The 23,567-nt window shown below is 46.4% G+C and carries 17 protein-coding genes; 1 reads left to right on the top strand and 16 read right to left on the bottom strand.

The window, feature by feature from the left end; genetic code table 11:
- Positions 1-173 precede the first annotated feature (173 nt).
- The 5 genes from carB to secA form a co-directional block, all read right to left on the bottom strand.
- Positions 174-3,404: a carbamoyl-phosphate synthase large subunit gene (carB, locus tag A6E01_RS02145; RefSeq protein WP_017243584.1), complete on the bottom strand. Its 3,231-nt coding sequence runs from the start codon at positions 3,402-3,404 to the stop codon at positions 174-176.
- Positions 3,405-3,420: 16 nt separating this feature from the next.
- A complete protein-coding gene (carA, locus tag A6E01_RS02140; protein WP_017026854.1) occupies positions 3,421-4,578 on the bottom strand; it encodes a glutamine-hydrolyzing carbamoyl-phosphate synthase small subunit in 1,158 nt (385 codons plus the stop codon).
- Between the two features lie 459 nt (positions 4,579-5,037).
- Positions 5,038-5,862: a 4-hydroxy-tetrahydrodipicolinate reductase gene (gene dapB / locus A6E01_RS02135; protein WP_026012856.1), complete on the bottom strand. Its 825-nt coding sequence runs from the start codon at positions 5,860-5,862 to the stop codon at positions 5,038-5,040.
- 56 nt (positions 5,863-5,918) lie between these two features.
- The gene (mutT, locus tag A6E01_RS02130; RefSeq protein ID WP_065209460.1) at positions 5,919-6,326 is read right to left on the bottom strand and encodes an 8-oxo-dGTP diphosphatase MutT; all 408 of its coding nucleotides are present in this window, start codon (positions 6,324-6,326) and stop codon (positions 5,919-5,921) included.
- A 77-nt stretch (positions 6,327-6,403) separates the two neighbouring features.
- Positions 6,404-9,130: a preprotein translocase subunit SecA gene (gene secA, locus A6E01_RS02125; protein WP_065209459.1), complete on the bottom strand. Its 2,727-nt coding sequence runs from the start codon at positions 9,128-9,130 to the stop codon at positions 6,404-6,406.
- Positions 9,131-9,413: 283 nt separating this feature from the next.
- On the opposite strand from secA, the gene A6E01_RS02120 reads away from it, so the two are divergent.
- On the top strand, positions 9,414-9,869 hold the full coding sequence (locus tag A6E01_RS02120; RefSeq protein ID WP_065209458.1) for a DUF721 domain-containing protein: 456 nt from the start codon (positions 9,414-9,416) through the stop codon (positions 9,867-9,869).
- Positions 9,870-9,992: 123 nt separating this feature from the next.
- Here A6E01_RS02120 and lpxC read toward each other — a convergent pair whose 3' ends face one another.
- From lpxC to murE, 11 genes are all read right to left on the bottom strand, one after another.
- Positions 9,993-10,910 (bottom strand): UDP-3-O-acyl-N-acetylglucosamine deacetylase, encoded by a 918-nt coding sequence (lpxC, locus tag A6E01_RS02115; protein WP_017026849.1) that lies wholly within the window; start codon positions 10,908-10,910, stop codon positions 9,993-9,995.
- Positions 10,911-11,003: 93 nt separating this feature from the next.
- The gene (ftsZ, locus tag A6E01_RS02110; protein ID WP_065209457.1) at positions 11,004-12,209 is read right to left on the bottom strand and encodes a cell division protein FtsZ; all 1,206 of its coding nucleotides are present in this window, start codon (positions 12,207-12,209) and stop codon (positions 11,004-11,006) included.
- A gap of 30 nt (positions 12,210-12,239) precedes the next feature.
- The gene (gene ftsA, locus A6E01_RS02105; protein WP_017026847.1) at positions 12,240-13,505 is read right to left on the bottom strand and encodes a cell division protein FtsA; all 1,266 of its coding nucleotides are present in this window, start codon (positions 13,503-13,505) and stop codon (positions 12,240-12,242) included.
- On the bottom strand, positions 13,486-14,283 hold the full coding sequence (locus A6E01_RS02100; RefSeq protein ID WP_017026846.1) for a cell division protein FtsQ/DivIB: 798 nt from the start codon (positions 14,281-14,283) through the stop codon (positions 13,486-13,488). Before A6E01_RS02100 ends, ftsA begins: the two co-directional genes overlap by 20 nt.
- Positions 14,284-14,409: 126 nt before the next feature.
- On the bottom strand, positions 14,410-15,870 hold the full coding sequence (gene murC, locus A6E01_RS02095; RefSeq protein ID WP_017026845.1) for a UDP-N-acetylmuramate--L-alanine ligase: 1,461 nt from the start codon (positions 15,868-15,870) through the stop codon (positions 14,410-14,412).
- Between the two features lie 30 nt (positions 15,871-15,900).
- Entirely contained in the window at positions 15,901-16,977 is a 1,077-nt protein-coding gene (murG, locus tag A6E01_RS02090; RefSeq protein WP_017026844.1) for an undecaprenyldiphospho-muramoylpentapeptide beta-N-acetylglucosaminyltransferase, read from the bottom strand.
- The gene (ftsW, locus tag A6E01_RS02085; protein WP_065209456.1) at positions 16,974-18,248 is read right to left on the bottom strand and encodes a cell division protein FtsW; all 1,275 of its coding nucleotides are present in this window, start codon (positions 18,246-18,248) and stop codon (positions 16,974-16,976) included. Before ftsW ends, murG begins: the two co-directional genes overlap by 4 nt.
- Before the next feature lie 58 nt (positions 18,249-18,306).
- Positions 18,307-19,635 carry a UDP-N-acetylmuramoyl-L-alanine--D-glutamate ligase gene (murD, locus tag A6E01_RS02080; RefSeq protein WP_065209455.1) on the bottom strand — a complete coding sequence of 443 codons (1,329 nt, stop codon included), beginning with the start codon at positions 19,633-19,635 and terminating at the stop codon, positions 18,307-18,309.
- A 3-nt stretch (positions 19,636-19,638) separates the two neighbouring features.
- Positions 19,639-20,721, bottom strand: a complete 1,083-nt coding sequence (gene mraY / locus A6E01_RS02075; RefSeq protein ID WP_017026841.1) for a phospho-N-acetylmuramoyl-pentapeptide-transferase — start codon at positions 20,719-20,721, stop codon at positions 19,639-19,641.
- Positions 20,718-22,079: a UDP-N-acetylmuramoyl-tripeptide--D-alanyl-D-alanine ligase gene (locus A6E01_RS02070; RefSeq protein ID WP_017026840.1), complete on the bottom strand. Its 1,362-nt coding sequence runs from the start codon at positions 22,077-22,079 to the stop codon at positions 20,718-20,720. The genes mraY and A6E01_RS02070 overlap by 4 nt, the downstream gene beginning before the upstream one ends.
- Positions 22,079-23,563, bottom strand: a complete 1,485-nt coding sequence (murE, locus tag A6E01_RS02065) for a UDP-N-acetylmuramoyl-L-alanyl-D-glutamate--2,6-diaminopimelate ligase (protein ID WP_017026839.1) — start codon at positions 23,561-23,563, stop codon at positions 22,079-22,081. Before murE ends, A6E01_RS02070 begins: the two co-directional genes overlap by 1 nt.
- Between the last annotated feature and the right edge of the window lie 4 nt (positions 23,564-23,567).

The raw sequence follows: 23,567 nt of genomic DNA, 5'->3' as shown, positions 1-23,567 counted from the left end.
TGACTAACGTCACAATAGCGAATTCTGCGCAAGCGACTCATTCCAAAAATTCATCAATGCAATAATTCATCAAGGCAAAAACGACAAACAGAAAAAAGCCCGCATAAAGCGGGCAAATGAGGTTGTCATGGCGGAGGCTATACCCCCGCCTATTTATTATTTTTAAATCGTTGTTACGCTAGGCTAGATTTAACCTTTGCATGCAGTTCTTGTACTGAGGTTACGCTAGTCTTAGCGTCCGCAGTGTGACCCATGCAAGTAGCAAATGCTGCGTTTAGCGTTGTAGTGTAGTTCACCTTCTCAGCTAGAGCGCCACGACGAAGTACCTTAGAGTCTTCAATCGCTTGACGGCCAGCAGCAGTGTTCACGATGTAGGTGTACTCATTGTTCTTGATACGGTCAAGAATATGAGGACGACCTTCGTGTACCTTGTTCACGAGACGCGGGTTAATACCAGCTTCACCAAGGATTACTGCAGTGCCGTGAGTAGCATCTAATTGGTAGCCAAGCTTAGTTAGCTTAGAGGCTAGGTCAACGACGCGCTCTTTGTCACCTTCACGAACAGAAAGAAGCGCACGGCCACCTTCAGGGTACACATTGCCACAACCCAATTCAGCTTTAGCGTAAGCTTCGGCAAACGTTGCACCAACACCCATAACCTCACCAGTAGAGCGCATTTCTGGGCCCAATAGTGGGTCAACACCAGGGAACTTGTTGAACGGTAGTACCACTTCTTTCACAGAGTAGTATGGTGGAATGATCTCTTTAGTGAAGCCTTGAGCTTCTAGAGATTGACCCGCCATTACGCGTGCTGCAATTTTAGCAATTGGAGCACCCGTCGCTTTAGAGACGAACGGTACAGTACGCGCTGCACGAGGGTTAACCTCGATTAGGTACACTTCGTTGTTCTTAACCGCAAACTGAGTATTCATTAGGCCACGAACACCTAGCTCAAACGCTAGCTTTTCTACTTGCTCACGCATCACATCTTGGATTTCTTGGCTTAGGGTGTAAGCCGGAAGTGAACATGCTGAGTCACCTGAGTGAACACCCGCTTGCTCGATGTGCTCCATGATACCGCCGATTACAACGCGCTCACCATCACAGATGGCATCAACGTCTACTTCAACAGCGTCATCTAGGAAGCTATCAAGCAGTACTGGAGATTCGTTTGATACGCTAACTGCTTCGTTGAAGTAGCGACGTAGGTCTTGCTCGTCGTATACGATTTCCATCGCACGACCACCTAAAACGTAAGAAGGACGTACAACCAGTGGGAAGCCGATTTCACGAGATTTCTCTACCGCTTGCTCCATTGTTGTTACTGTTGCGTTTTCTGGCTGAAGTAGGCCTAGACGGTCTACAGCAACTTGGAAACGCTCACGGTCTTCTGCACGGTCGATAGCATCAGGGCTAGTACCAATGATAGGTACGCCTGCAGCTTCAAGAGCACGCGCCAGTTTCAATGGTGTTTGACCACCGTACTGAACGATAACGCCTTTTGGCTTCTCAACACGAGCGATGGCTAATACGTCTTCCAGAGTTACTGGTTCGAAGTACAGACGATCTGATGTGTCGTAGTCAGTAGAAACGGTCTCAGGGTTACAGTTAACCATGATAGTTTCGTAGCCATCTTCACGCAGTGCTAGAGAGGCGTGAACACAGCAGTAGTCAAATTCAATACCTTGGCCGATACGGTTTGGACCGCCGCCTAGAATCATGATCTTGTCTTTGTCTGTTGGGTTTGCTTCACACTCTTCATCGTAAGACGAGTACATGTAAGCAGTATCAGACGAGAATTCAGCAGCACAAGTATCAACACGCTTGTAAACAGGGTGAATGTCATACTGGTCGCGTAGGCGACGAATTTCGCTTTCAGATACACCTAGTAGCTTAGATAGGCGAGCATCGGCAAAGCCTTTACGCTTCAATTGGTTTAGAGCGTCTTTGTTCAAGCCAGCAAAGCCGTTTGCTTTCACTTGTTGCTCTAGTTTCACTAGGTCTTCAATTTGAACTAGGAACCAACGGTCAATTTGCGTTAGGTTAAATACACCATCTACAGACATACCTGCACGGAATGCATCCGCGATGTACCAAATACGCTCAGCGCCAGCTTCTTTAAGCTCGTGACGGATCTTAGTCAATGCGTCAGGAGCATCTAGGTCAACCATCTCATCAAAACCAGTCGCGCCAACTTCTAGGCCACGCAGTGCTTTCTGTAGAGATTCTTGTTGGTTACGGCCAATCGCCATAACCTCACCAACAGACTTCATCTGTGTGGTTAGACGGTCGTTAGCACCTGCAAATTTCTCGAAGTTAAAGCGAGGAATCTTAGTCACTACGTAGTCGATTGTTGGTTCGAATGATGCTGGAGTTGCGCCACCAGTGATGTCATTCATTAGCTCGTCTAGAGTAAAGCCTACAGCCAGTTTCGCTGCAATCTTAGCGATTGGGAAACCTGTTGCTTTAGATGCTAGAGCTGAAGAGCGAGATACACGTGGGTTCATCTCGATGATAACCATACGGCCATCTTTCGGGTTGATACCAAACTGTACGTTTGAACCACCTGTCTCTACACCAATCTCACGAAGTACTGCAAGAGACGCGTTACGCATCAATTGGTATTCTTTATCCGTTAGGGTTTGAGCTGGTGCTACTGTGATTGAGTCACCGGTGTGGATACCCATCGGGTCAAAGTTTTCAATCGCACATACGATGATGCAGTTATCCGCTTTGTCGCGAACCACTTCCATCTCGTACTCTTTCCAACCGATAAGAGATTCATCGATAAGAAGCTCGTTAGTCGGAGATAGATCCAGACCACGACGACAGATGTCTTCAAATTCTTCTTTGTTGTACGCAATACCGCCACCAGTACCGCCCATAGTGAACGATGGACGAATGATACAAGGGAAGCCAACCATGTCTAAAACTTTGTAAGCTTCTTCCATGGTTTTCGCTGTATCAGCCGTTGGGCACTCAAGTCCGATTGATTTCATCGCTTTATCGAAGCGAGAACGGTCTTCTGCTTTATCAATCGCATCCGCCGTTGCACCAATCATCTCTACACCGAACTCTTCAAGAACACCGTGTTTCTCAAGGTCTAGTGCACAGTTAAGTGCCGTCTGGCCACCCATGGTAGGTAGGACTGCATCTGGGCGTTCTTTAGCGATGATGTTACGTACTACTTCCCACTGGATTGGTTCGATGTATGTTGCATCGGCCATGTCCGGGTCAGTCATGATAGTTGCTGGGTTTGAGTTAACTAGAATTACTCGGTAGCCTTCTTCACGAAGTGCTTTACACGCTTGTGCGCCAGAGTAGTCAAACTCACACGCCTGACCGATTACGATCGGGCCAGCACCTAAAATTAGAATGCTTTTAATGTCATTACGTTTTGGCATTTTTCTCTACTCCAACTTACGCTTTGTCTTGCTTGTTAGAAGCAAACTGGTTAATCAGGTCAATGAAATGGTCAAATAGCGGCGCTGCGTCGTGTGGACCTGGACTCGCTTCTGGGTGACCTTGGAAGCTAAACGCTGGCTTATCAGTGCGGTGAATACCCTGCAAAGAGCCATCAAATAGTGATTTGTGCGTTGCGCGTAAGTTAGCTGGTAGTGTTTCTTCATCAGCAGCAAAGCCGTGGTTCTGAGAAGTAATCATCACTACATCGCGATCTAGGTCTTTAACAGGATGGTTGGCACCGTGGTGACCAAACTTCATCTTCACTGTTTTAGCACCAGAAGCCAAAGCTAGGATTTGGTGACCCAGGCAGATACCGAAAATAGGTAAGCCTTTGTCTAGGAAAGTCTGTGTTGCTTCAATGGCGTAAGTACACGGTGCAGGGTCACCAGGGCCATTCGAAAGGAATACGCCATCTGGGTTCATTGCCAGTACTTCTTCCGCTGAGGTTTCAGCAGGAACGACGGTTAGGCGGCAGCCACGGTCAACGAGCATGCGCAGGATGTTGCGTTTTGCACCGAAGTCGTAGGCAACAACGTGATATGGCAGTTCTGAGTCATCTTTCGCTTCTGGAAGACCACCCGTGAGCGTCCACGAACCTTGTTTCCATTGGTACGCTTCTTTTGTAGTAACCTCTTTCGCAAGATCCATTCCTTTTAGGCCAGGGAATTCTTTTGCTTTAGCTAGCGCTAGAGCTTCGTCAAGGTTGTTACCAGCAACAACACAACCGTTCTGTGCACCTTTCTCACGTAGAATACGCGTTAGTTTACGCGTATCGATGTCTGCAATGCCGACAATGTTTTGAGACTTAAGGTAATCAGAAAGGGTTTGTTCGTTGCGGAAGTTAGAAGCTATAAGAGGGAGATCGCGAATCACAAGGCCTTGAGCGTGGATTGAAGTAGATTCTTCATCTTCGGAATTGGTTCCGGTGTTGCCAATGTGAGGGTAAGTAAGAGTAACGATCTGTTGAGAATAGGAAGGATCAGTAAGAATTTCTTGGTACCCCGTCATCGAGGTATTAAAAACAACTTCTCCAACGGCAGAGCCTTCAGCTCCAATCGCTACACCACGGAACACAGTCCCATCTTCAAGGACCAATATTGCTGGCTTATTCAAGACAACCTCCAAACAAATAAATATGCGAAATTAATAAATTAAATTTCAAGTACCTGACTCTATGTAGAGGCAGATCACATTTGCTGAACTCAGACAAATTGCCGGCATTCTAATGATGCACCGCAAAATTGTCAAATAAATGACAGATAAAAACTAAACTTTTTAACTATCATGTGTAATTTTCCATATGAAACCGGTAAAACTTAAGCTTAACCCTACTTTCTTAGTGTAAAAATAGCAGAAGCTTTATCGGTTGCTCTGATTTTGCTCACATCGCTGTAAAAATGCGATCCAAAAAAAATAGCAATCGTTAACCTGGCCAGTTAACCACCACAAATACACACCTTTACACCAATTACACGCGAAACACCCAAAAACACCATTAAACCTTACAGAAAATCGCTTATAAGCGGCCGTAAAATTTAAGCAAAAAAAACGCCAGCAAATGCTGGCGTTTTTTTAGATATTATTCAAATCGAGCACATCGGTCATGCTATACAAACCTGCTGGTTTGCTCCCTAACCAAAGGGCCGCTCTTATTGCACCATTGGCAAATGTCATTCTATCGGTTGCCTTGTGAGTGATCTCTACTCGCTCACCCACATCTGCAAACATCGCAGTGTGCTCACCGACAATATCGCCAGCTCGGATAGTGGCAAAGCCAATCTCATCACGGGTTCTTTCGCCCGTGATGCCTTCGCGCGCATAGACTGCAACATCTGAAAGTTCATTGCCCATAGCATTGGCGATAGCTTCACCCATACCAATTGCTGTGCCTGATGGAGCATCGACTTTATGACGGTGATGCGCTTCTACAATTTCAATATCCGTGTAATCACCCATAACCTTGGCTGCTTTTTCAAGAAGCTTAAAGACTAGGTTAACGCCCACACTGAAGTTTGGCGCCATAACAATAGAAACGTCTTTAGCGTATTCACTGATCTGTTGCTTTTGAGACTCTGTAAAGCCCGTCGTTCCAATGACAATTGCCTTACCATGCTCTTTACACAACTCTAGGTTCGCTAACGTATTTTCTGGTGCGGTAAAATCAACAATTACGTCAAATTCATCGACAACCTTGCTGAAGTCATCCACTAATGCGACATCAAGCTTTCCTTCACCACTTAACTCACCAACATCAACACCAATCAAAGAAGATTGTGGACGTTCATTGGCTGCTCCAAGGGTTGCTTGCTCCATGACATTTGTTGCTTTAACCAAGTTACGGCCCATACGGCCTGCCGCTCCGGCAACTGCTATTCGCACCACTACGCTAGTCTCCATTATATAAAGCTGGGGTAACTTAATGTATCTGAATCACACTTTGGAATCCAGCCAATTCACATTTCCTCGCAAAAGTGTTGGATCATCGCCTCCACTACCGGAACGTTTGCTTCTGGAAAGGCGTAGTTAGCCAGGTCCGACACAGCGACCCATTGACCGAGTTGCCCCTCTTTGCCGTAAGGCTTGCCTTCAAAGCTATGGATCAACAGGAAATCAAAGCTCAGCGACTTGTCTGTATAGTCAAAATCAAAATGCTGGAATGACTCACTGTGTAAACCTTGAATACCGATCTCTTCGAACAGCTCTCTTTCTATTGCGTCACTGACAGATTCATTATCTTCTACTTTTCCACCGGGAAACTCCCAGAAGCCACCTTTGTGGGCATTATCAGGACGCTTTGTTATATAAACTTGTGTCTTTTCTGGATTAAAGATGATTCCAGCAACGATATGTACTCTTTTCATTTGCTCTCCTTTTCAGGCAAAAAAAGAGCCGCTTACGCGACTCTTCTTAGTGTATCCATAATTACTTAATTGAATAATTAAGCAATTTTACCGTGACACTGTTTGTACTTCTTACCAGAACCACATGGGCAAGGTTCGTTACGACCCACCTTTTGCTCATTGCGAACTGGAGCTTGAGCTGCAGCTTCAGGCTGCTCATCATCCGCTAACTGGCTTTCAGCTGTTTGATGCTGAGCTTGCGCCATACGTGCAGCTGCTTCCGCTTGAGCTTGACGCTGAGCTTCCATACGCTCAACTTCTTCTTGCTGCTGTACTCGAACCTTACTAAGGATAGTAATCACGTCTGTCTTAAGGGTCTCTAGTAGGCCTTCAAACAGCTCAAATGACTCACGCTTATATTCTTGTTTCGGGTTCTTCTGTGCATAGCCACGTAGGTGGATACCCTGACGTAGATGATCCATCGCCGCCAAGTGCTCTTTCCAAAGTCCGTCAAGAGACTGCAACATGACAGATTTTTCAAAGTTACGTAGCACAGATGCGCCAACCACTTCTTCTTTCTGCTTGTACACTTCAACTGCAGTGTTCAGAATCTTCTCACGCAATGCTTCTTCATAAAGCTTGTCGTCTTCGTCTAGCCAAGTTTGAATTGGTAGGTCTAGATCGAAATCTGACTTCATACGCTTCTCTAGGCCTTCGATATCCCACATCTCTTCTAGAGACTGAGGCTGAATGTATTCGTTAATTGTGCTATCAACCACATCTTCACGGTTCTGCTCAATCATCACGCTGATGTCATCAACTTCCATCAACTCGTCACGCAGTTCGTAAACCACTTTACGTTGATCGTTGGCAACATCATCGTACTCAAGTAGCTGCTTACGAATATCAAAGTTACGGCCTTCAACCTTACGCTGTGCCTTTTCAATGGAGCGAGAAAGCATCTTGCTCTCGATAGCTTCACCTTCATCCATGCCTGACTGAATCAAGCCAGCCATACGCTCTGAAGTGAAGATACGTAGCAATGAATCTTCCATTGATAGGTAGAAGCGAGATGAACCTGCATCACCCTGACGACCAGAACGACCACGTAGCTGGTTATCGATACGACGAGATTCGTGACGTTCAGTACCAATGATGTGCAAGCCACCAGACTCTAGTACCGCGTCATGAACTTGTTTCCACTCTTGTCGGATCTTCTCAACTTGCTCTTCAGATGGATTGTCTAGCGCTTCAACTTCCGCTTTCCAGTTACCACCTAGCATGATATCGGTACCACGACCGGCCATGTTGGTTGCGATAGTTACCGCACCTGGCATACCTGCGCTAGCAACGATTTCTGCTTCACGTTCGTGGAATTTCGCATTCAGAACGTTGTGCTTGATCTTCGCTTCTTTCAAAGCATTAGAAAGGAGCTCTGATTTTTCGATAGAGACAGTACCCACCAATGATGGCTGTCCCGCCTCTACACGCTCTTTGATATCTTCGATAATAGCGGCAAATTTCTCTGCCTCTGTACGATAAACCACATCAGGCATATCGTTACGAACCATAGGCTTGTTGGTTGGGATAACCACTGTTTCTAGGCCGTAGATAGACTGGAACTCAAATGCTTCAGTATCTGCAGTACCTGTCATACCCGATAGTTTGTCGTATAGACGGAAGTAGTTCTGGAAGGTAATCGATGCCAACGTCTGGTTTTCGTTTTGGATCTTAACACCTTCTTTTGCTTCAACAGCTTGGTGAAGACCTTCAGACCAGCGACGACCAGGCATAGTACGACCCGTGTGCTCATCAACGATAACCACTTCGCCTTCTTCATTCACGATGTAATCAACGTTGCGTTCAAACAATACATGCGCGCGAAGTGCTGCGTTTACGTGGTGAAGTAGGCTGATGTTAGTCGGAGAGTAAAGGGTATCACCCTCTTCCATCAGACCGTTCTTAACCATGAGTTCTTCGACGAACTCTTGGCCGGTCTCAGTTAGGTAAACTTGCTTAGATTTCTCATCCAGAGTGTAGTGACCATCGCCACGGTACTCTTCGCTATCTTCTTTATCTTGTATCTCAAGATGTGGAATTAGCGTGTTAATGCGAGTGTAAAGGTCTGAACTGTCTTCTGCAGGACCAGAAATGATAAGCGGAGTTCGAGCTTCATCGATAAGGATGGAGTCAACCTCATCCACTACTGCAAAGAAACGCTCGCGTTGCACGCGGTCTTCGCTGCGAAACGCCATGTTGTCACGTAGGTAATCGAAACCAAACTCGTTGTTTGTTCCGTATAGGATATCGGCTTGGTAGGCTTCTTTCTTCGCTGGAGGTGCCATGTTTGGCACGTTCACACCTACTGTCATTCCAAGGAATTCAAATAGTGGACGGTTAGTCTCAGCATCACGGCTCGCCAAGTAGTCGTTCACAGTAACGATGTGAACGCCTTTGCCAGTTAGGGCGTTTAGGTATGCCGGTAGTGTTGCCGTTAGCGTCTTACCCTCACCAGTACGCATCTCTGCAATCTGACTGTTATTTAGTACCATACCACCAATAAGCTGTACGTCGAAGTGACGCATGCCGTACACACGCTTTGATGCTTCACGTACGGTTGCAAATGCATGAGGTAGTAACTGCTCTAGAGTTTCTCCTTGCTCTAGACGCTGACGGAACTCAACCGTTTTGGCTTTTAGTTCTTCGTCACTTAGCTTTTCGTAATCTGGTTCGTAGCTATTGATCTCTTTAACGATCTTACGAAGACGGCGAAGAGTACGGTCGTTTCGACTGCCAATTACCTTTGTCAGTAGCTTAGTTATCATTGTTATCGTTTCTCTTGTTGTGGGATCTCAAGATCCCAAATACTTGTTCAGCTTGTCTATCTATTAAGCGAGTGCTAATTATATTGAGTTCAAAGCAAGCAATTTCAAGCTTCAAGCTAGATTTAATGCGTTCTAGTGTATGAAATTTTGAAGTTATCCACCATTAGAAACTGGTTTAGTTTGAACAAGCTTCTACTTTTTCCTTTGTATTGACTAAAGATAAAGCGAATCAAAGGCGAAGGCGTGATAAAATTACCCTGTTATCTGTCATTAAGGCATAGCCGTGCGAGACCATAGACCTACACTTACTGAAGACGTTATCAAGAATACCAAGCTTGGTTCAATCCAAGAGCATGCTGCTACCATCAATAAGTTAAATAACAGCATTCTTGATTTGCTACCAAAGGAAATCAGGCGTTATTGTCGCGTGGCAAACTGTCGTGGTAGTCAGTTAATCTTAGAGGTCGCCAATGCGTCGATCATGATGAAGCTTAACTATGACCGTTTGTACCTACTATCTCAATTGAGACAACAAGGTTTTGCTCGCCTTATAAATATAGAAGTAAAGGTGTGTCCCGATCTCTATAAAAGCGATCAATTGTTCGTCGCAGAAAAAAAAGCCCCTTCTCGTCCTCCGCTATCACAAGCCACAGCGGATAATCTGAACATGTTGGCCGAAATGGCTCCGGACAAAATCAGGCAGCGACTACAGAATATCGCTAAACTCGCAGAGAAATAGGTTCTCAGCTATCAGCTATCAGCTATCAGCTATCAGCTATCAGCTATCAGCTATCAGCTAGGAAATTAGATACAAAAAAAGCAGCCAATGGCTGCTTTTTATTAGAACGCTTTTACGTAGCGATTACGCTAGAACCATGTTTGGTTCAGCGAATGCCACTGGTGAGCCTGCTTCTTCTTCGAAGGTTGCCCATTCCCACGCTTCTTGGTCAGCAAGAACTGCACGAAGAAGTTGGTTATTTAGACCGTGCCCTGATTTAAATGCACGTAATTCACCCACGATAGGAGAACCACACATATACATATCACCAATAGCATCAAGTACTTTGTGAGTCACAAACTCGTTAGAGAAACGTAAACCGTCTTCGTTAAGAATTCGGTATTCGTCCAATACGATTGCACAGTCAAAGCTACCGCCTAGACATAGATTTTGAGACTGAAGGTACTCAATATCACGCATGAAACCAAAAGTACGAGCGCGAGAGATCTCTTTTACGAATGACTTCGAAGAGAAATCGAATAGCATATGCTGCTCATCTGAATCGATCGCCGGGTGTTCGAACTCGATCTCAAAATCCAGGCGGAAACCGTCATAAGGAACAAGTTCTGCCCACTTATCACCGTCTTCTACGCGAACTGGTTTCTTGATACGAATGAAACGCTTAGCTGCGTTTTGCACCTCGATACCTGCTGATTGTAGCAAGTATACGAATGGGCTAGCACTACCATCCATAATAGGGATTTCAGGTGCGTCTACCTCGATAATAATATTATCGATACCCATACCAGCAAGCGCGGCATTCAAGTGTTCAACGGTAGAAATGCGCACGCCTTCATCGTTAACAAGAGCAGTACAAAGCATTGTATCGCGCACAGAGTTAGCGTCCGCAGGGAAATCCACTGCAGGTTCTAGATCTGTTCTACGGTATATAACACCTGTGTTTGTTGCCGCTGGGCGAAGCGTTAATGTCACTTTTCGCCCAGAGTGCAGACCCACTCCAGTTGTTTTGACAATCTCTTTTAAAGTACGCTGCCTAATCATGCAATACCTCTCATTAAAGCAAAGTTGCTAGCTGTTTATCAGCTTGGTCGCACATCCTACCAGTTTTTTGACAATTGTCAAAAAAACGAACAATTAGTCGGCTTGGTTGCGCAAAAACGCTGGTATATCTAGGTATGCGCTCTCAGTTTGACCTGAGTTTGCTACCTGCTGCCCCGCTCCACTCGCTGGGCGAGATGGTGCTGGTTCAGTTTTTGGCTTAACCGCTGCTGGTTGGATCTTCATCTCTGGTTCTACTTTTGTTGCCACAGCAACGCGAGGCTCAGGAGTCGCAACCGCTTTTGGCTTAGACGCTGCACCAACCAAAGTAATCTCTGGCTTCTTCTCGTTGCCGATACCTGTTGCAACAACAGTTACACGGAATTCGTCAGACATATCAGGGTCTAGAGAAGTACCGATTACAACTGTAGCATTGTCAGACGCAAATGCCTTAACTGTGTTACCCACAATCTCGAACTCGTCCAAACGCATATCCATGCCAGCAGTGATGTTAACAAGAACACCACGTGCGCCAGCTAGGTCGATATCTTCTAGTAGAGAGTGTGAAATAGCGGCTTCTGCTGCTTCTTCTGCACGGTCTTCACCAGTAGATACGCCACTGCCCATCATAGCTTGACCCATTTCAGACATCACGGTGCGAACATCCGCGAAGTCGACGTTGATCATGCCAGGACGAGTAATCAATTCTGCAATACCTTGTACTGCATCTTTTAATACGTCATTTGCATAGCCGAACGCTTCTAAAAGGGTTACGTTGCGTCCGTACACCTTAAGTAGCTTTTCATTTGGAATCGTAATCAATGAATCAACATGCTTTGAAAGCTCTTCGATTCCTTGCTCTGCAAACGATAGGCGCTTTTTGCCTTCAAAACCAAATGGCTTTGTCACTACTGCTACTGTTAAAACGCCAAGTTCTTTGGCAATTTCTGCAATAACAGGGGCTGCGCCTGTACCTGTACCGCCACCCATACCAGCGGCGATGAATACCATATCGGCACCCGTTAGTATTTCTTTAATCGCTTCACGATCTTCAAGCGCCGAATCACGACCTACTTGTGGGTTCGCTCCGGCACCAAGACCTTTGGTGATATCTGTACCAATTTGAATAACTGAGCTAACGCTAGTTTTGCGTAGCGCCTGTGCATCGGTATTAACACTGATGAATTCTACGCCCTCGATGGACTCGCGCACCATATGTTCAACGGCATTACCGCCGCCACCGCCAACACCAACGACCTTAATTACGGCTTCGTCATTCATTTCCGTCATCGGTTCAAACATGTGCTTTCTCCGTTTTCCTGTCTATCCAGGTTAAAATTCTTTTTGTATCCAATTACGCATTTTGCTGAACAAGCCAGTTAAAGAGGACTGTTTCGGTTCCGAATACTCGCCTTCATCATTAAAACTGCTGTCCTTGCCATAATGCAATAAACCAACTGCCGTAGAGTGGTACGGCTCCTTTACGTAATCTGTTAAGCCTTTTACTTCCGTAGGCTTACCGATTCTAACTTGATTGCCAAATACGCGTTCTGCACATTCGGCTAAACCTTCTATTTGCGATGCGCCGCCAGTTAATACGATACCAGCTGCAATGTGATGGTGTTTAACACCGTTCTCTCGCATCTTGTTTTGAGCGTTTTCAATCGCTTGGTTTATTAAACCCATAAGCTCAGTATAACGCGGTTCTATCACTTCAGATAAGGTTTGTCTTTGTAAACTGCGAGATGGTCGACCGCCAACGCTAGGAACGTTAACTGTGTCATCTTTACTGACCAATTCACTCATAGCACAGCCATACTTAACCTTAATCTCTTCGGCATCGTTAATTGGCGTGCCAAAGGCAAACGCGATGTCACTGGTGACAGAGTTACCTGCATAGGAAAACACTTCGGTGTGACGCAGTGCGCCGCCAGTCCAAAGTGCCACATCCATAGTGCCTGCGCCGATATCGACAACACACACACCCAGCTCTTTTTCGTCTTCTGTAATAACCGCATCACTTGCTGCAAGGCCAGAGAAGACCAACTGCTCAACCGATAGGCCACAGCGCTCTACTGCCTTGATAACATTACGAGCCATATCGTTATGGCAAGAGATCATATGAACGCTCACTTCCATGCGCACGCCAGAAAGCCCTAGCGGGTTCTTGATCCCACCAAGGTGATCGATTTTGAACTCTTGCGGAATAACATGCAGGATGCGCTCTTCTTCACCAATCTTGATAGAGCGAGCGGTATGGATCGCGCGATCCATATCTTCTTGAGATACCTCTTCATCAGAGATGGTGCCCATGCCCTTTTCAATGCGACTGGTAATGTGCTGACCTGAGATGGATAAATATACGTTGGTGATCTTGTGCTCAGCCATAAGCTCAGCTTGATTCACTGCACGCTCCACTGATTTGATCACAGAGTCGAGGTCATTCACCCCACCCTTATCCATTCCACGGGATGGACTGCTACCAGCGCCAATTATATTGATCTGTCCGTCTGGAAGAATTTCGCCTACTAACGCTGAAACAGCCGCTGTACCGATATCCAGACCAACAATCAGGTTGTCATCCGTGCCCTTGGTCATTACTACTCTCTTGCCTTTGGTCTTCCGTTAGCCAGCCGATGGCGGCTCCGGTGTCATATCTTAAATCTATATAACTGATCTGTTGAACTCTCTCATCCATGTGGTGATATAGGTCAACAAACCTCTGAATTCTTTCTTCTAAGGCATCTTTACCCAATTCAAGGCGGATGCCATTGTCTAATATCAGCTGCCAAGCATGTCGGTCATTCAGTACTACTGAAGTGATCTGCAAACCGAGACTCGCAAATTGCGGCTCAATCTCTCGCCAAGTATCTAACACCCTTTCACTTTCAGTTTCAGGGCCGTAAAGCTTAACGATTTCTTGGTCTTGCTGATGCAACTGCCCAACATCGGCATAAAATATCTGGCCGTTACTGTTTAGAAGCGCATTACCATTCCAGATTGCGGCTGGGTGATGTTCCATCAAAAACACCTTAATGGTGTTTGGCCATTGCTTACGAATGGCGGCACTCGCAACCCAAGGAAGAGATTCAACAGCTGTTTGCAATTGATTAACATCCTGAGTCATAAATGTGCCGAATGGATGAATATGCGATAACACACTCTGCACATCAGTGCTGTGCACATATTCAAGGTCACCTTCAAGGACAAATTGAGAAAGGGGTAGTCGTCCACTGTCTCGCATCCATGCAACTGTGGAAAAAATACCAAACACAATCAAAGCGACTACGAACAATAAAAAACTCGCATCAACCCAAGAAAATTTGAACCTAGGCCTTTGTTTATATTCGGTTTCGACGTCTAATGTAGATTCCATTTTTATAATGTCGTCGACTTCCTAATTAACGGCACATAACCCTTTACAGGCAAGTATATCTATTGACTGATTATACTTGCCCGGCATTATCTTTCCATAGCAATAACGGATATTTCGATAAGGAAACTAGCTTTTTTGCATTGCTCTGATGTTAAGTTCTAACTTTTCCAACCTTTTAGCAACCTTTCCTACATCACCAGCGCCCTGAGTGAGAACAAGATCACCTTCTTGCAACAAGTTGGCCAGTACCTTAGGTAGATCATCTTGCTCTTTAACAAAGATAGGATCAATGCGACCTCGGCTACGGATAGTACGGCATAGAGAACGTCCGTCAGCCCCAGCAATAGGTGCTTCACCCGCAGAATAAACGTCTAACATCAGTAGTACGTCAACTTTGTCCAAGACATTGGCAAAATCATCGTAAAGATCGCGAGTACGGCTGTAACGGTGTGGTTGAAACACCATAACCAGACGCTTATCTGGCCAACCTGCACGCGCGGCATCGATGGTGACATCAACCTCACTAGGGTGATGACCGTAATCATCCACCAGCATGGCAGTACCATTACCGGTTTCAAACTCGCCCAAGTGCTCAAATCGACGTCCCGTGCCTTGAGTTGCTAATAGTGCCGAAAGAATTGCCTCATCAGAGATGTCGTCTTCGGTGGCAACCGCAATCGCAGCTGACGCATTCAATGCATTGTGCTTACCTGGCATGTTGAGCGTAATCGCTAGGTCATTTCGCCCTTCACGCTCTACCGTAAAGAAGCTCTGCTGGCCTTGCTGGCGGTAATTCACGATCTTCACGTCCGCATCATCAGAAAAGCCGTAGGTAATAACTTGGCGACTGATGGTCGGAAGCATCTCACGAATAACAGGATCATCAATGCACATGATGGCTTGGCCATAGAATGGCAGTTTATGTAGGAAGTCAGCAAAGGTTTGCTTGAGTACTTCAAAGTCACCGCCGTAAGTATCCATATGGTCAGCTTCAATGTTAGTTACAATGGCGACCATAGGCTGAAGGTGCAAGAAGGAGGCATCGCTCTCATCGGCTTCAGCAATAAGGATTCGACTTGAACCCAAGCGCGCATTAGTTCCCGCGCTCTTTACTAGGCCACCGTTAACAAACGTAGGATCTAAGCCCGCCTCAGAATAGATTTGAGTCACTAAGGCAGTAGTTGTGGTTTTACCGTGAGTACCCGCGACGGCAATACCATGGCGGTAGCGCATAATCTCAGCGAGCATCTCTGCACGACGCACAACAGGAATTCGTAAAGCTTTAGCCGCAACAAGCTCAGGGTTACCCTGATCAATGGCCGTAGATACCACGACCACGCTGGCGTTTTCTACATTAGTTTGGTCATGACCAATAAAGATGGTCGCGCCCTTGCTTTGCAGTCGGTCTGTAACGGCATTTTGACTAATGTCTGAGCCAGAGATAGCGTAGCCTTCATTTAGCAAAACCTCTGCAATGCCGCTCATACCCGCACCACCAATGCCAACGAAGTGAATGCTTTTAACGCGTCGCATCTCAGGGATCATCGCTCGGATGTGCGCCAAATCTTGTTTGTGTTCGATTACCATAATTGTTCTCTTGCTCAGTATTGTTCGAGATTATTTATCACTGCGGTTGCTTAGAGCGACTATTGCCTCTGCAACCACTTTATCTGCATCAAGCTTAGCCGCTTGACGTGACTTAATTGCCATCTCGAGCAATGAGGCTCTATCTAGCCCCTGAATGGTTTGTGTTAATTTGGCGGCAGAAAGGTTCTGCTGCTCAATCATTTTGGCAGCGTCAGCGTCGACTAGGTAATCGCCATTGAGCGCTTGTTGTCTATCTTTATGCGGGTACGGGATGAATATCGCCGCCAAGCCTGCTGCTGAAACCTCAGAAACGGTCAACGCACCAGAGCGGCAAACGATCAAGTCGGCCCATTCATACGCAGCCGCTACGTCATCAATGAACTCGGTGACCTTCGCTTGTTGAACGCCCGCTTGTTGATAACGAGACTCGACGTCTTCAAAGTTATCTTTACCCACTTGATGCCAAACCGTATAGCCACTGCCTAGCTCTGCAATGGTTTCAGGCAATGTGTGATTTAAAATGCGCGCACCTTGGCTGCCGCCCATCACCAAGATTCGAATATCACCCTCGCGAGATTCTAGCCTTGTCTGTGGCGACTCAAGCGCGACCACATCAGTTCTAACTGGATTTCCCACGACCTCGGCATTAGGGAATGCACCAGGAAAGGCTTGGAATACCTTGCTTGCTACCTTAGCCAGCCAACCATTAGTCAGCCCTGCCACAGCGTTTTGTTCATGCAACACCAATGGAATACCGCACTGACGTGCAGCGATACCACCCGGGCCGCTAACATAGCCGCCCATTCCTAAAACCACATCAGGGTTGTAGCGTTTAATGTGCGCTTTCGCCTGGGCAATGGCATTAATAATTTGAAAAGGTGCCTTGATTAATTTACCTAAGCCTTGGCCTCGCAGCCCTTTGACCTTAATGAAATCTATCTCGATACCGTGCTTTGGTACAAGGTCGGCTTCCATGCGATCAGCCGTACCTAACCAACGGATTTCCCATCCTTGTTGCTGCAGATATTTCGCTACTGCAAGCCCAGGAAAAACGTGGCCGCCAGTGCCTCCTGCCATCACCAAGAGTCGCTTTTTATTGTTTGTCATTGTTCGGCTACACCTTGCTTTACTTCATCTTGTTTCACGTCGTCTGCTTGTAACGACTCTTTATAATCTAATACTCGATGCTCATGATCGATTCGTATCACGATAGCTACCGCGATGGACATTATGATAAGACTCGAGCCACCATAGCTGATCAGGGGTAGAGTTAAACCTTTGGTGGGTACCATACCTGCAGCTGCGCCAACGTTAACCACAGTCTGAAAGGCAAACCAGATACCAAAGCCTAACGCCAGATAGCCACTAAACACATCACCGGCATCAAAGGCTCGCTTGCCGATAAATACCGATTTAAACACCAAGGCAAATATCAGCAGTAGAATCCCCGTCACACCAATAAAGCCCAGCTCCTCCCCCATCACCGCAAATACAAAGTCGGTATGTGCCTCAGGAAGATAAGCGAGCTTTTGAATTGAGTTTCCTAGCCCTTGACCAAACCACTCACCTCGACCAAAAGCCATTAGTGACTGAGTCAATTGGTAGCCACTACCAAAGGGGTCTTCCCACGGGTCGAGAAACGAAGTCACACGCTTCATTCGGTATGGCTCAATTAGGATCAGAACGCCAATCCCCATGACACCAGCAAACACTAAGGCAAGGAACTGCCATAGCTTGGCACCTGCAATAAACAGCATACCGAAGATAGTCACCAACATTACCACTACGGTACCAAGGTCTGGTTGTCCTAAGAGTAAGAGAGCCGATAAGGCAAAGACAATAAAGGGCTTGAAGAAGCCACTCTTAAAGCTCGATCTTACTTCCTGCTGCTTGCGGTATAGGTAGCTTGCCATAAAAACAAACAGCGCGAGCTTAGCCAACTCTGCTGGCTGGAAGTTAATGGGACCGAGAGGAATCCAGCGCGATGCACCGTTTACTGACTTACCAGCCAACAGCACCACAACGAGTAAGATCATACTGGTAAACAGCAACTTAGAGCTGTGCTTTAACCAATACTCAGTAGGAACATGTATGACAACCCCCATCACACCGAGCGCTAGGCACAGATAAAAGGCGTGACGAATCGCATAATGGAACGGATAACCATAATGGGAGTAACTAACAGGTAGCGACGCAGACGTCACCATCACTAAACCTATCAGCATAAGGATCAGTGATAGCCACACTAACTGTCTATCAAATAGCACTGGCAATGCAGAGTATTGCTGAACGTCGTCTAGCGACTCTTCAGAGGATTCTTGCTCAGGGCTTAATGTGGGAGTCGATTCCTTTCCATGGAAACGAGAGAGCCAACGCATATTTCTCACTTTGTCCTAATCTCTAGATTGATTTGCATCCTGCTACGCATAGCAGATGCTAAGCATCCTGCGTCTGAGCGAGCTGAGTAAACACTTCTCCGCGCTGCATAAAATTTGCAAACTGATCGAAACTGGCACAGGCCGGAGATAACATCACCATATCACCTGCTTTAGCTTTCTGTCGAATGGCAGTAACCGCTTCTTGCATGCTATCAAAGTAAACACTGTTTTCAGATAATGAAATCAACTGCTTACCATCGGCACCAAAGCAACAAAGCTCAACATCCAAAGAGGCAAGCGCCGGTTTTAGTTCACTAAAATCAGCCCCTTTGCCATCACCGCCAACGAGTAAATACAAACGACCGGCAATTTTCAGCCCCTTTAACGCCGCTAATGTACTGGCAACATTGGTCGCCTTAGAGTCGTTGACCCAGATAATATCGTTTTCACGACTCACCACCTGACAGCGGTGCGTCAGGCCTGTGTAAGTCTTTAGTGCGTCGAGCGAAGATTCGACTTTAATGCCCGCAGATTCCAATAGTGCAATAGCCACAATTGCATTGAGCATATTATGCTGACCGACAATAGAGAGCTCATTTGCTGCAAGTAGGCGCTGTTCATGGCCAGTTAGCCACGTCTGCCCTTGATAATCAGACAACTTATATTCGCCAGTAGCAACCCCAAATTCTATCAGTCCTTCGATATCTTCTGGATAGGTTGCCTTATCATCAGCATTGACGATCTTAACCTCGGCATGCTCAAAAATACGCAGCTTAGCCTGGCGATAATCGTGCATTCCCTCATACCTATCCATGTGATCTTCGGATAGATTGAGAAACGCGGCCGCTCGCAGTTTTAGGCTTGAGGTGGTTTCGAGCTGAAAGCTTGATAGCTCAAGCACGTATAAGTCAGCATCGCTGTTGAGCAGTTCAAGTGCCGGTACGCCAATGTTGCCACCAACCGCTGTTTTCACTCCAGCAGCGTTAGCCATAACACCCGTAAGATCAGTCACCGTGCTCTTGCCATTAGAACCCGTGATCGCTAGCACAGGCTTATTCACTGCCCACGCAAATAACTCAATGTCACCGACTACAGGTACACCCAAGTCAATAGCCTGAGCTAACTGCGGCGTAGCAAGCGCTATGCCTGGACTTGCCACGATGAGGTCTGCCTCATTAAGCCATTGCTGATCCCAACCGCCACTGTGCAATGAAACATCATCAGACAACTGATCAGCACCTGGCGCTACAGCCCGAGTATCAATCACTCGAATGTTCAGTGGCACATCCAATTGCGCAGAAACCTTTTGCAGGTGCTTAACCACAGATAAACCTGTGATTCCAAGCCCTACTACAACGACCTCACGAATACCTTGCCATTGAGCCATGGATTAACGCACCTTCAGCGTAGCCAGACCAATCAGTACTAGCACGATAGAGATGATCCAAAAACGAACAATAACGCGCGGCTCAGGCCAGCCTTTTAGCTCATAGTGGTGGTGGATAGGTGCCATGCGGAACACTCGTTGTCCGCGCAATTTGTAAGAGCCTACCTGAAGAATTACCGACAGGGTCTCCATTACAAATACACCACCCATAATGACCAATACGAACTCTTGGCGTACAAGAACTGCGATTGTGCCCAAGGCACCGCCTAACGCAAGAGAACCTACATCGCCCATAAATACTTGAGCTGGATAGGTGTTAAACCACAAGAACCCAAGACCAGCACCGACAATAGCGGTACAGAAGATCACTAACTCACTGGTGTAAGGAATATAGGGAATATGCAGGTATTGTGCGAAGTTGACGTTACCCGTCGCATACGCAATAACCGCAAAACCTGCCGCCACCAAAATGGTCGGCATAATAGCGAGACCATCCAAGCCATCGGTTAGGTTTACTGCATTACTGGTACCGACGATAACAAAGTAGGTGAGAACAATATAAAGCAGGCCTAATTGCGGCATGATGTCTTTGAAAAATGGCACCACCAGCTGAGTGGCGGCTGTATCTTTACCATGAGCATACAGTGCAAAAGCCACCACTATAGCGATGGCCGATTGCCAGAAATATTTCCAACGCGCTATCAAGCCATCGGTGTTTTTGCGCACGACCTTGCGGTAGTCATCCACAAAACCTACCGCGCCATAGCCAAGCAGTACAGCGAGCACCGCCCATACATAGGGGTTAGAAAGATTTGCCCACAGCAATACTGTAATAGTAATCGCGGCGAGAATCATTACACCGCCCATGGTCGGTGTACCATGCTTGCTTAGGTGTGATTCTGGACCGTCATGACGAACTACCTGACCGATCTGCAGCAACTGCAAACGTCGGATCAACTTAGGCCCCATCCACAGGGATAGACATAAAGCAGTTATAACACTGAGTATCGAACGAAAAGAAAGATAATCAAAAAGACGAAAGAACGAAAAATAAGGCTGTAATAAATCCGCTAGCCAGATAATCATTTAAGCTTCTCCTTCAAAGCAGCGGCAATCTTGCTCATCTGCGCACTGTTTGCGCCCTTAACGAGCAAAGTATGTTGAGTGTGTGGTTGAGTAGAGAGTTGTTGTTCAATGAAAGCCATCAGGCTTTGGTGATCTTCAAAATGACGCCCATGAGTCACATCACTAATTACCTTAGTGTCATCCCCATAAGTCAGTACATGCTCAAACCCAAATTTTGCTGCATATTCACCGACTTGCCGATGAAGTTCAAGACTTTCTTTGCCTAATTCAGCCATAAATCCCAAGATAAGCCAGCGGCTCCCTTCAAACGTGCCAAGCAAGTCAGCAGCAGCCTTCATCGCCGGTACGCTGGCATTATAACTGTCATCAATAAGACGTATTTTGTCTGTGAGTTGCTCAACTGCAACCCGTCCCTTAACTTGAGCCACCGATTCAAGCCCACGAACTACCGTTGGCAGGTCAGTTCCCAAATTTAAGGCTATCGCTGCTGCCGCTACTGCATTCGCTACATTATGGCGACCAACAACCCCTAATTTCACCTCTGCCATACCAAATGGGGTATGCAGATGGAAACTCGCTAAGCCATTGCTATCTATAGCAATATTGCCTGCATAGTACTCAGCCAGCGAATTATCTAAAGAGAAGGTTTGTACTCGTTTATTTTCAAGTAAGGCTTGCCATAACTCTCCGCCTTGGCTCTCTAAGTTATACAGTGCAAGACCGCCTTCATCTAAGGTGGAGAATATCTCTCCCTTCGCTTTCATAATGCCCTGCATTGAGCCAAACCCCTCAAGGTGAGCGGCGGCAACATTATTCACTAGAGCAATATCGGGCTGGACTAAGTTCACTGTATATTCAATTTCGTGCTCATGGTTTGCGCCCAATTCAATCACAGAAAAATCGTGTTGCTCTGTGGCACGCAGCAGAGTAAGTGGAGCGCCAATATCGTTATTGAAGTTTCCTGCGGTGGCTAAAACCTCGCCTCGCAAAGATAAAATTGAGGCTAGCATCTCTTTGACTGTGGTTTTGCCACAACTGCCAGTGATCGCCACCTTAGGCATATCAGCTTTAGCAAAATTCCAAGCGCCTAATTTTCCTAAGGCCAACTTAGTATCGTCGACAATGAGCTGTGGAACGGGCAATGGCAGTTCTTTTTCTACTAATAACGCAACGGCGCCCTGCTCTACCGCTTGTTCGCAAAAGTTATGAGCATCAAAGCGCTCTCCAACTAAAGCCACAAACAATCCATTGCAGCCTATGTTGCGACTGTCCGTGGAAACTGACTCAATTGCTAAGTTGCTTCCAAGCAAACGTCCGTCTACAGCGAGGGCCATATCCGATAATTGAGTGCTTATCATTAAATTAGCTCCAACAAGGTCATTGCCGATTCACGATCAGAGTAATGAATGGTGTCATCTCCTAAGATTTGATAATCCTCGTGCCCTTTACCGGCCAGTAAAATAATGTCTTTAGACGTTGCCTGTTCAATAGCATAGGACAAGGCTTTGAATCTATCATGTTCAACAGTCACAGATTGTTGATTTAAAACGCCTTTTAGCATGTCTTGGATAATGAGAGCGGGATCTTCGCTACGCGGGTTGTCGTCAGCAAGAATAACGCGGTCTGCGAATCGTTCACCGACCTGAGCCATCATAGGACGCTTGCCACTGTCTCTGTCGCCACCACAACCAAAGATCGCCCACAACTGTCCTTCACAATGCACTCGCAAGGCGCACAATGCTTTTTCCAATGCATCTGGAGTATGAGCATAGTCCACCACTACTTTAGCTTTGTCAGCCGTTTGAAAGAGTTCCATTCGGCCAATGACCGGCTGCAATTGTGTTGCTGCCTTTTGTAAAGCCCTGATATCAAAGCCCAAACTAAGAAGAGTGGTAAAGCCAAGTAGCAGGTTACTTGCATTAAACTCACCGATAAGTGGTGCCTTTAGTACTCCTTTCCCCCAACTACTCTCAAAGCTAATCTCGATACCCTGCTCTGAGTAACGAACATTGCTCGCGTACATATATTGTTTAGTTTGAGGCTTTTCTAGCAAAGATACCGCTATCGCATCAGGCAATAGTTCTAACCACTCCTGACCTACAGAATCATCGGCATTGATCACCTTATGTTTGCACGAATGCTCGGTAAATAGGCTCAGTTTTGCCTTAGCGTATTCCGCCATACTTCCGTGATAATCAAGGTGGTCTCGACTTAGATTGGTAAACACCGCCGCCACAAACTTTAACGCCTTGATACGATGCTGAACCAAGCCATGTGACGAGGTTTCCAGAGCAGTGATATCAGCGCCTAGTCCACTTAATTGCGATAGCGTTTTGCACACTTCAATCGCACTGCCTGTGGTATTTTTTGCCTCTTTGAGAGAAGAAAGAAAACCATTCCCCGTAGTGCCCATAACCGCAGCTTGCTTGCCTACACTATCTAGCCACTGGGCGATAATTTGCGTAATCGTGGTTTTGCCATTTGTGCCAGTAACAGCAATAAGATCCATGTTATCAAAGCGATATAATCGGCTCGCTATCGCAGACAGGTTCAAGCTCAGGCTATCCAAATACAATACAGGGGTTTCACCCATCCATACGGTACTGCCATGAGGATAATCGTCATCACTTTCAGCTATCACCAGACTCGCTCCGGCTTTTACCGCATTTGAGATGAAGCGTCTGCCGTCAACGGTATGCCCTTTAATGGCTACGAAGGTAGAACCCGGCTGGATTTGCCTGCTATCTAGCTCTAAGTCCGACACAGAGATCTGACCCAGTTTCTCACTTAGATTATTCAGCCAAGGCTGAACAAGGTGCTGCAGTGTGCATTGAACATTCATACTA

The sequence above is a fragment of the Vibrio breoganii genome (assembly GCF_001677275.1).
Lineage (GTDB): Bacteria > Pseudomonadota > Gammaproteobacteria > Enterobacterales > Vibrionaceae > Vibrio > Vibrio breoganii.
The sequence above is the reverse complement of the archived record's forward strand: the minus strand, read 5'-3'. Positions and strand labels throughout refer to the sequence as shown.

Excerpts from the sequence above, each read along its gene's own strand:
- carB (WP_017243584.1), bottom strand. The coding sequence starts at position 3,404 with ATGCCAAAACGTAATGACATTAAAAGCATTCTAATTTTAGGTGCTGGC.
- dapB (WP_026012856.1), bottom strand. The coding sequence starts at position 5,862 with ATGGAGACTAGCGTAGTGGTGCGAATAGCAGTTGCCGGAGCGGCAGGC.
- mutT (WP_065209460.1), bottom strand. The coding sequence starts at position 6,326 with ATGAAAAGAGTACATATCGTTGCTGGAATCATCTTTAATCCAGAAAAG.
- secA (WP_065209459.1), bottom strand. The coding sequence starts at position 9,130 with ATGATAACTAAGCTACTGACAAAGGTAATTGGCAGTCGAAACGACCGT.
- lpxC (WP_017026849.1), bottom strand. The coding sequence starts at position 10,910 with ATGATTAGGCAGCGTACTTTAAAAGAGATTGTCAAAACAACTGGAGTG.
- ftsZ (WP_065209457.1), bottom strand. The coding sequence starts at position 12,209 with ATGTTTGAACCGATGACGGAAATGAATGACGAAGCCGTAATTAAGGTC.
- ftsA (WP_017026847.1), bottom strand. The coding sequence starts at position 13,505 with ATGACCAAGGGCACGGATGACAACCTGATTGTTGGTCTGGATATCGGT.
- A6E01_RS02100 (WP_017026846.1), bottom strand. The coding sequence starts at position 14,283 with ATGGAATCTACATTAGACGTCGAAACCGAATATAAACAAAGGCCTAGG.
- murC (WP_017026845.1), bottom strand. The coding sequence starts at position 15,870 with ATGGTAATCGAACACAAACAAGATTTGGCGCACATCCGAGCGATGATC.
- murG (WP_017026844.1), bottom strand. The coding sequence starts at position 16,977 with ATGACAAACAATAAAAAGCGACTCTTGGTGATGGCAGGAGGCACTGGC.
- ftsW (WP_065209456.1), bottom strand. The coding sequence starts at position 18,248 with ATGCGTTGGCTCTCTCGTTTCCATGGAAAGGAATCGACTCCCACATTA.
- murD (WP_065209455.1), bottom strand. The coding sequence starts at position 19,635 with ATGGCTCAATGGCAAGGTATTCGTGAGGTCGTTGTAGTAGGGCTTGGA.
- mraY (WP_017026841.1), bottom strand. The coding sequence starts at position 20,721 with ATGATTATCTGGCTAGCGGATTTATTACAGCCTTATTTTTCGTTCTTT.
- A6E01_RS02070 (WP_017026840.1), bottom strand. The coding sequence starts at position 22,079 with ATGATAAGCACTCAATTATCGGATATGGCCCTCGCTGTAGACGGACGT.
- murE (WP_017026839.1), bottom strand. The coding sequence starts at position 23,563 with ATGAATGTTCAATGCACACTGCAGCACCTTGTTCAGCCTTGGCTGAAT.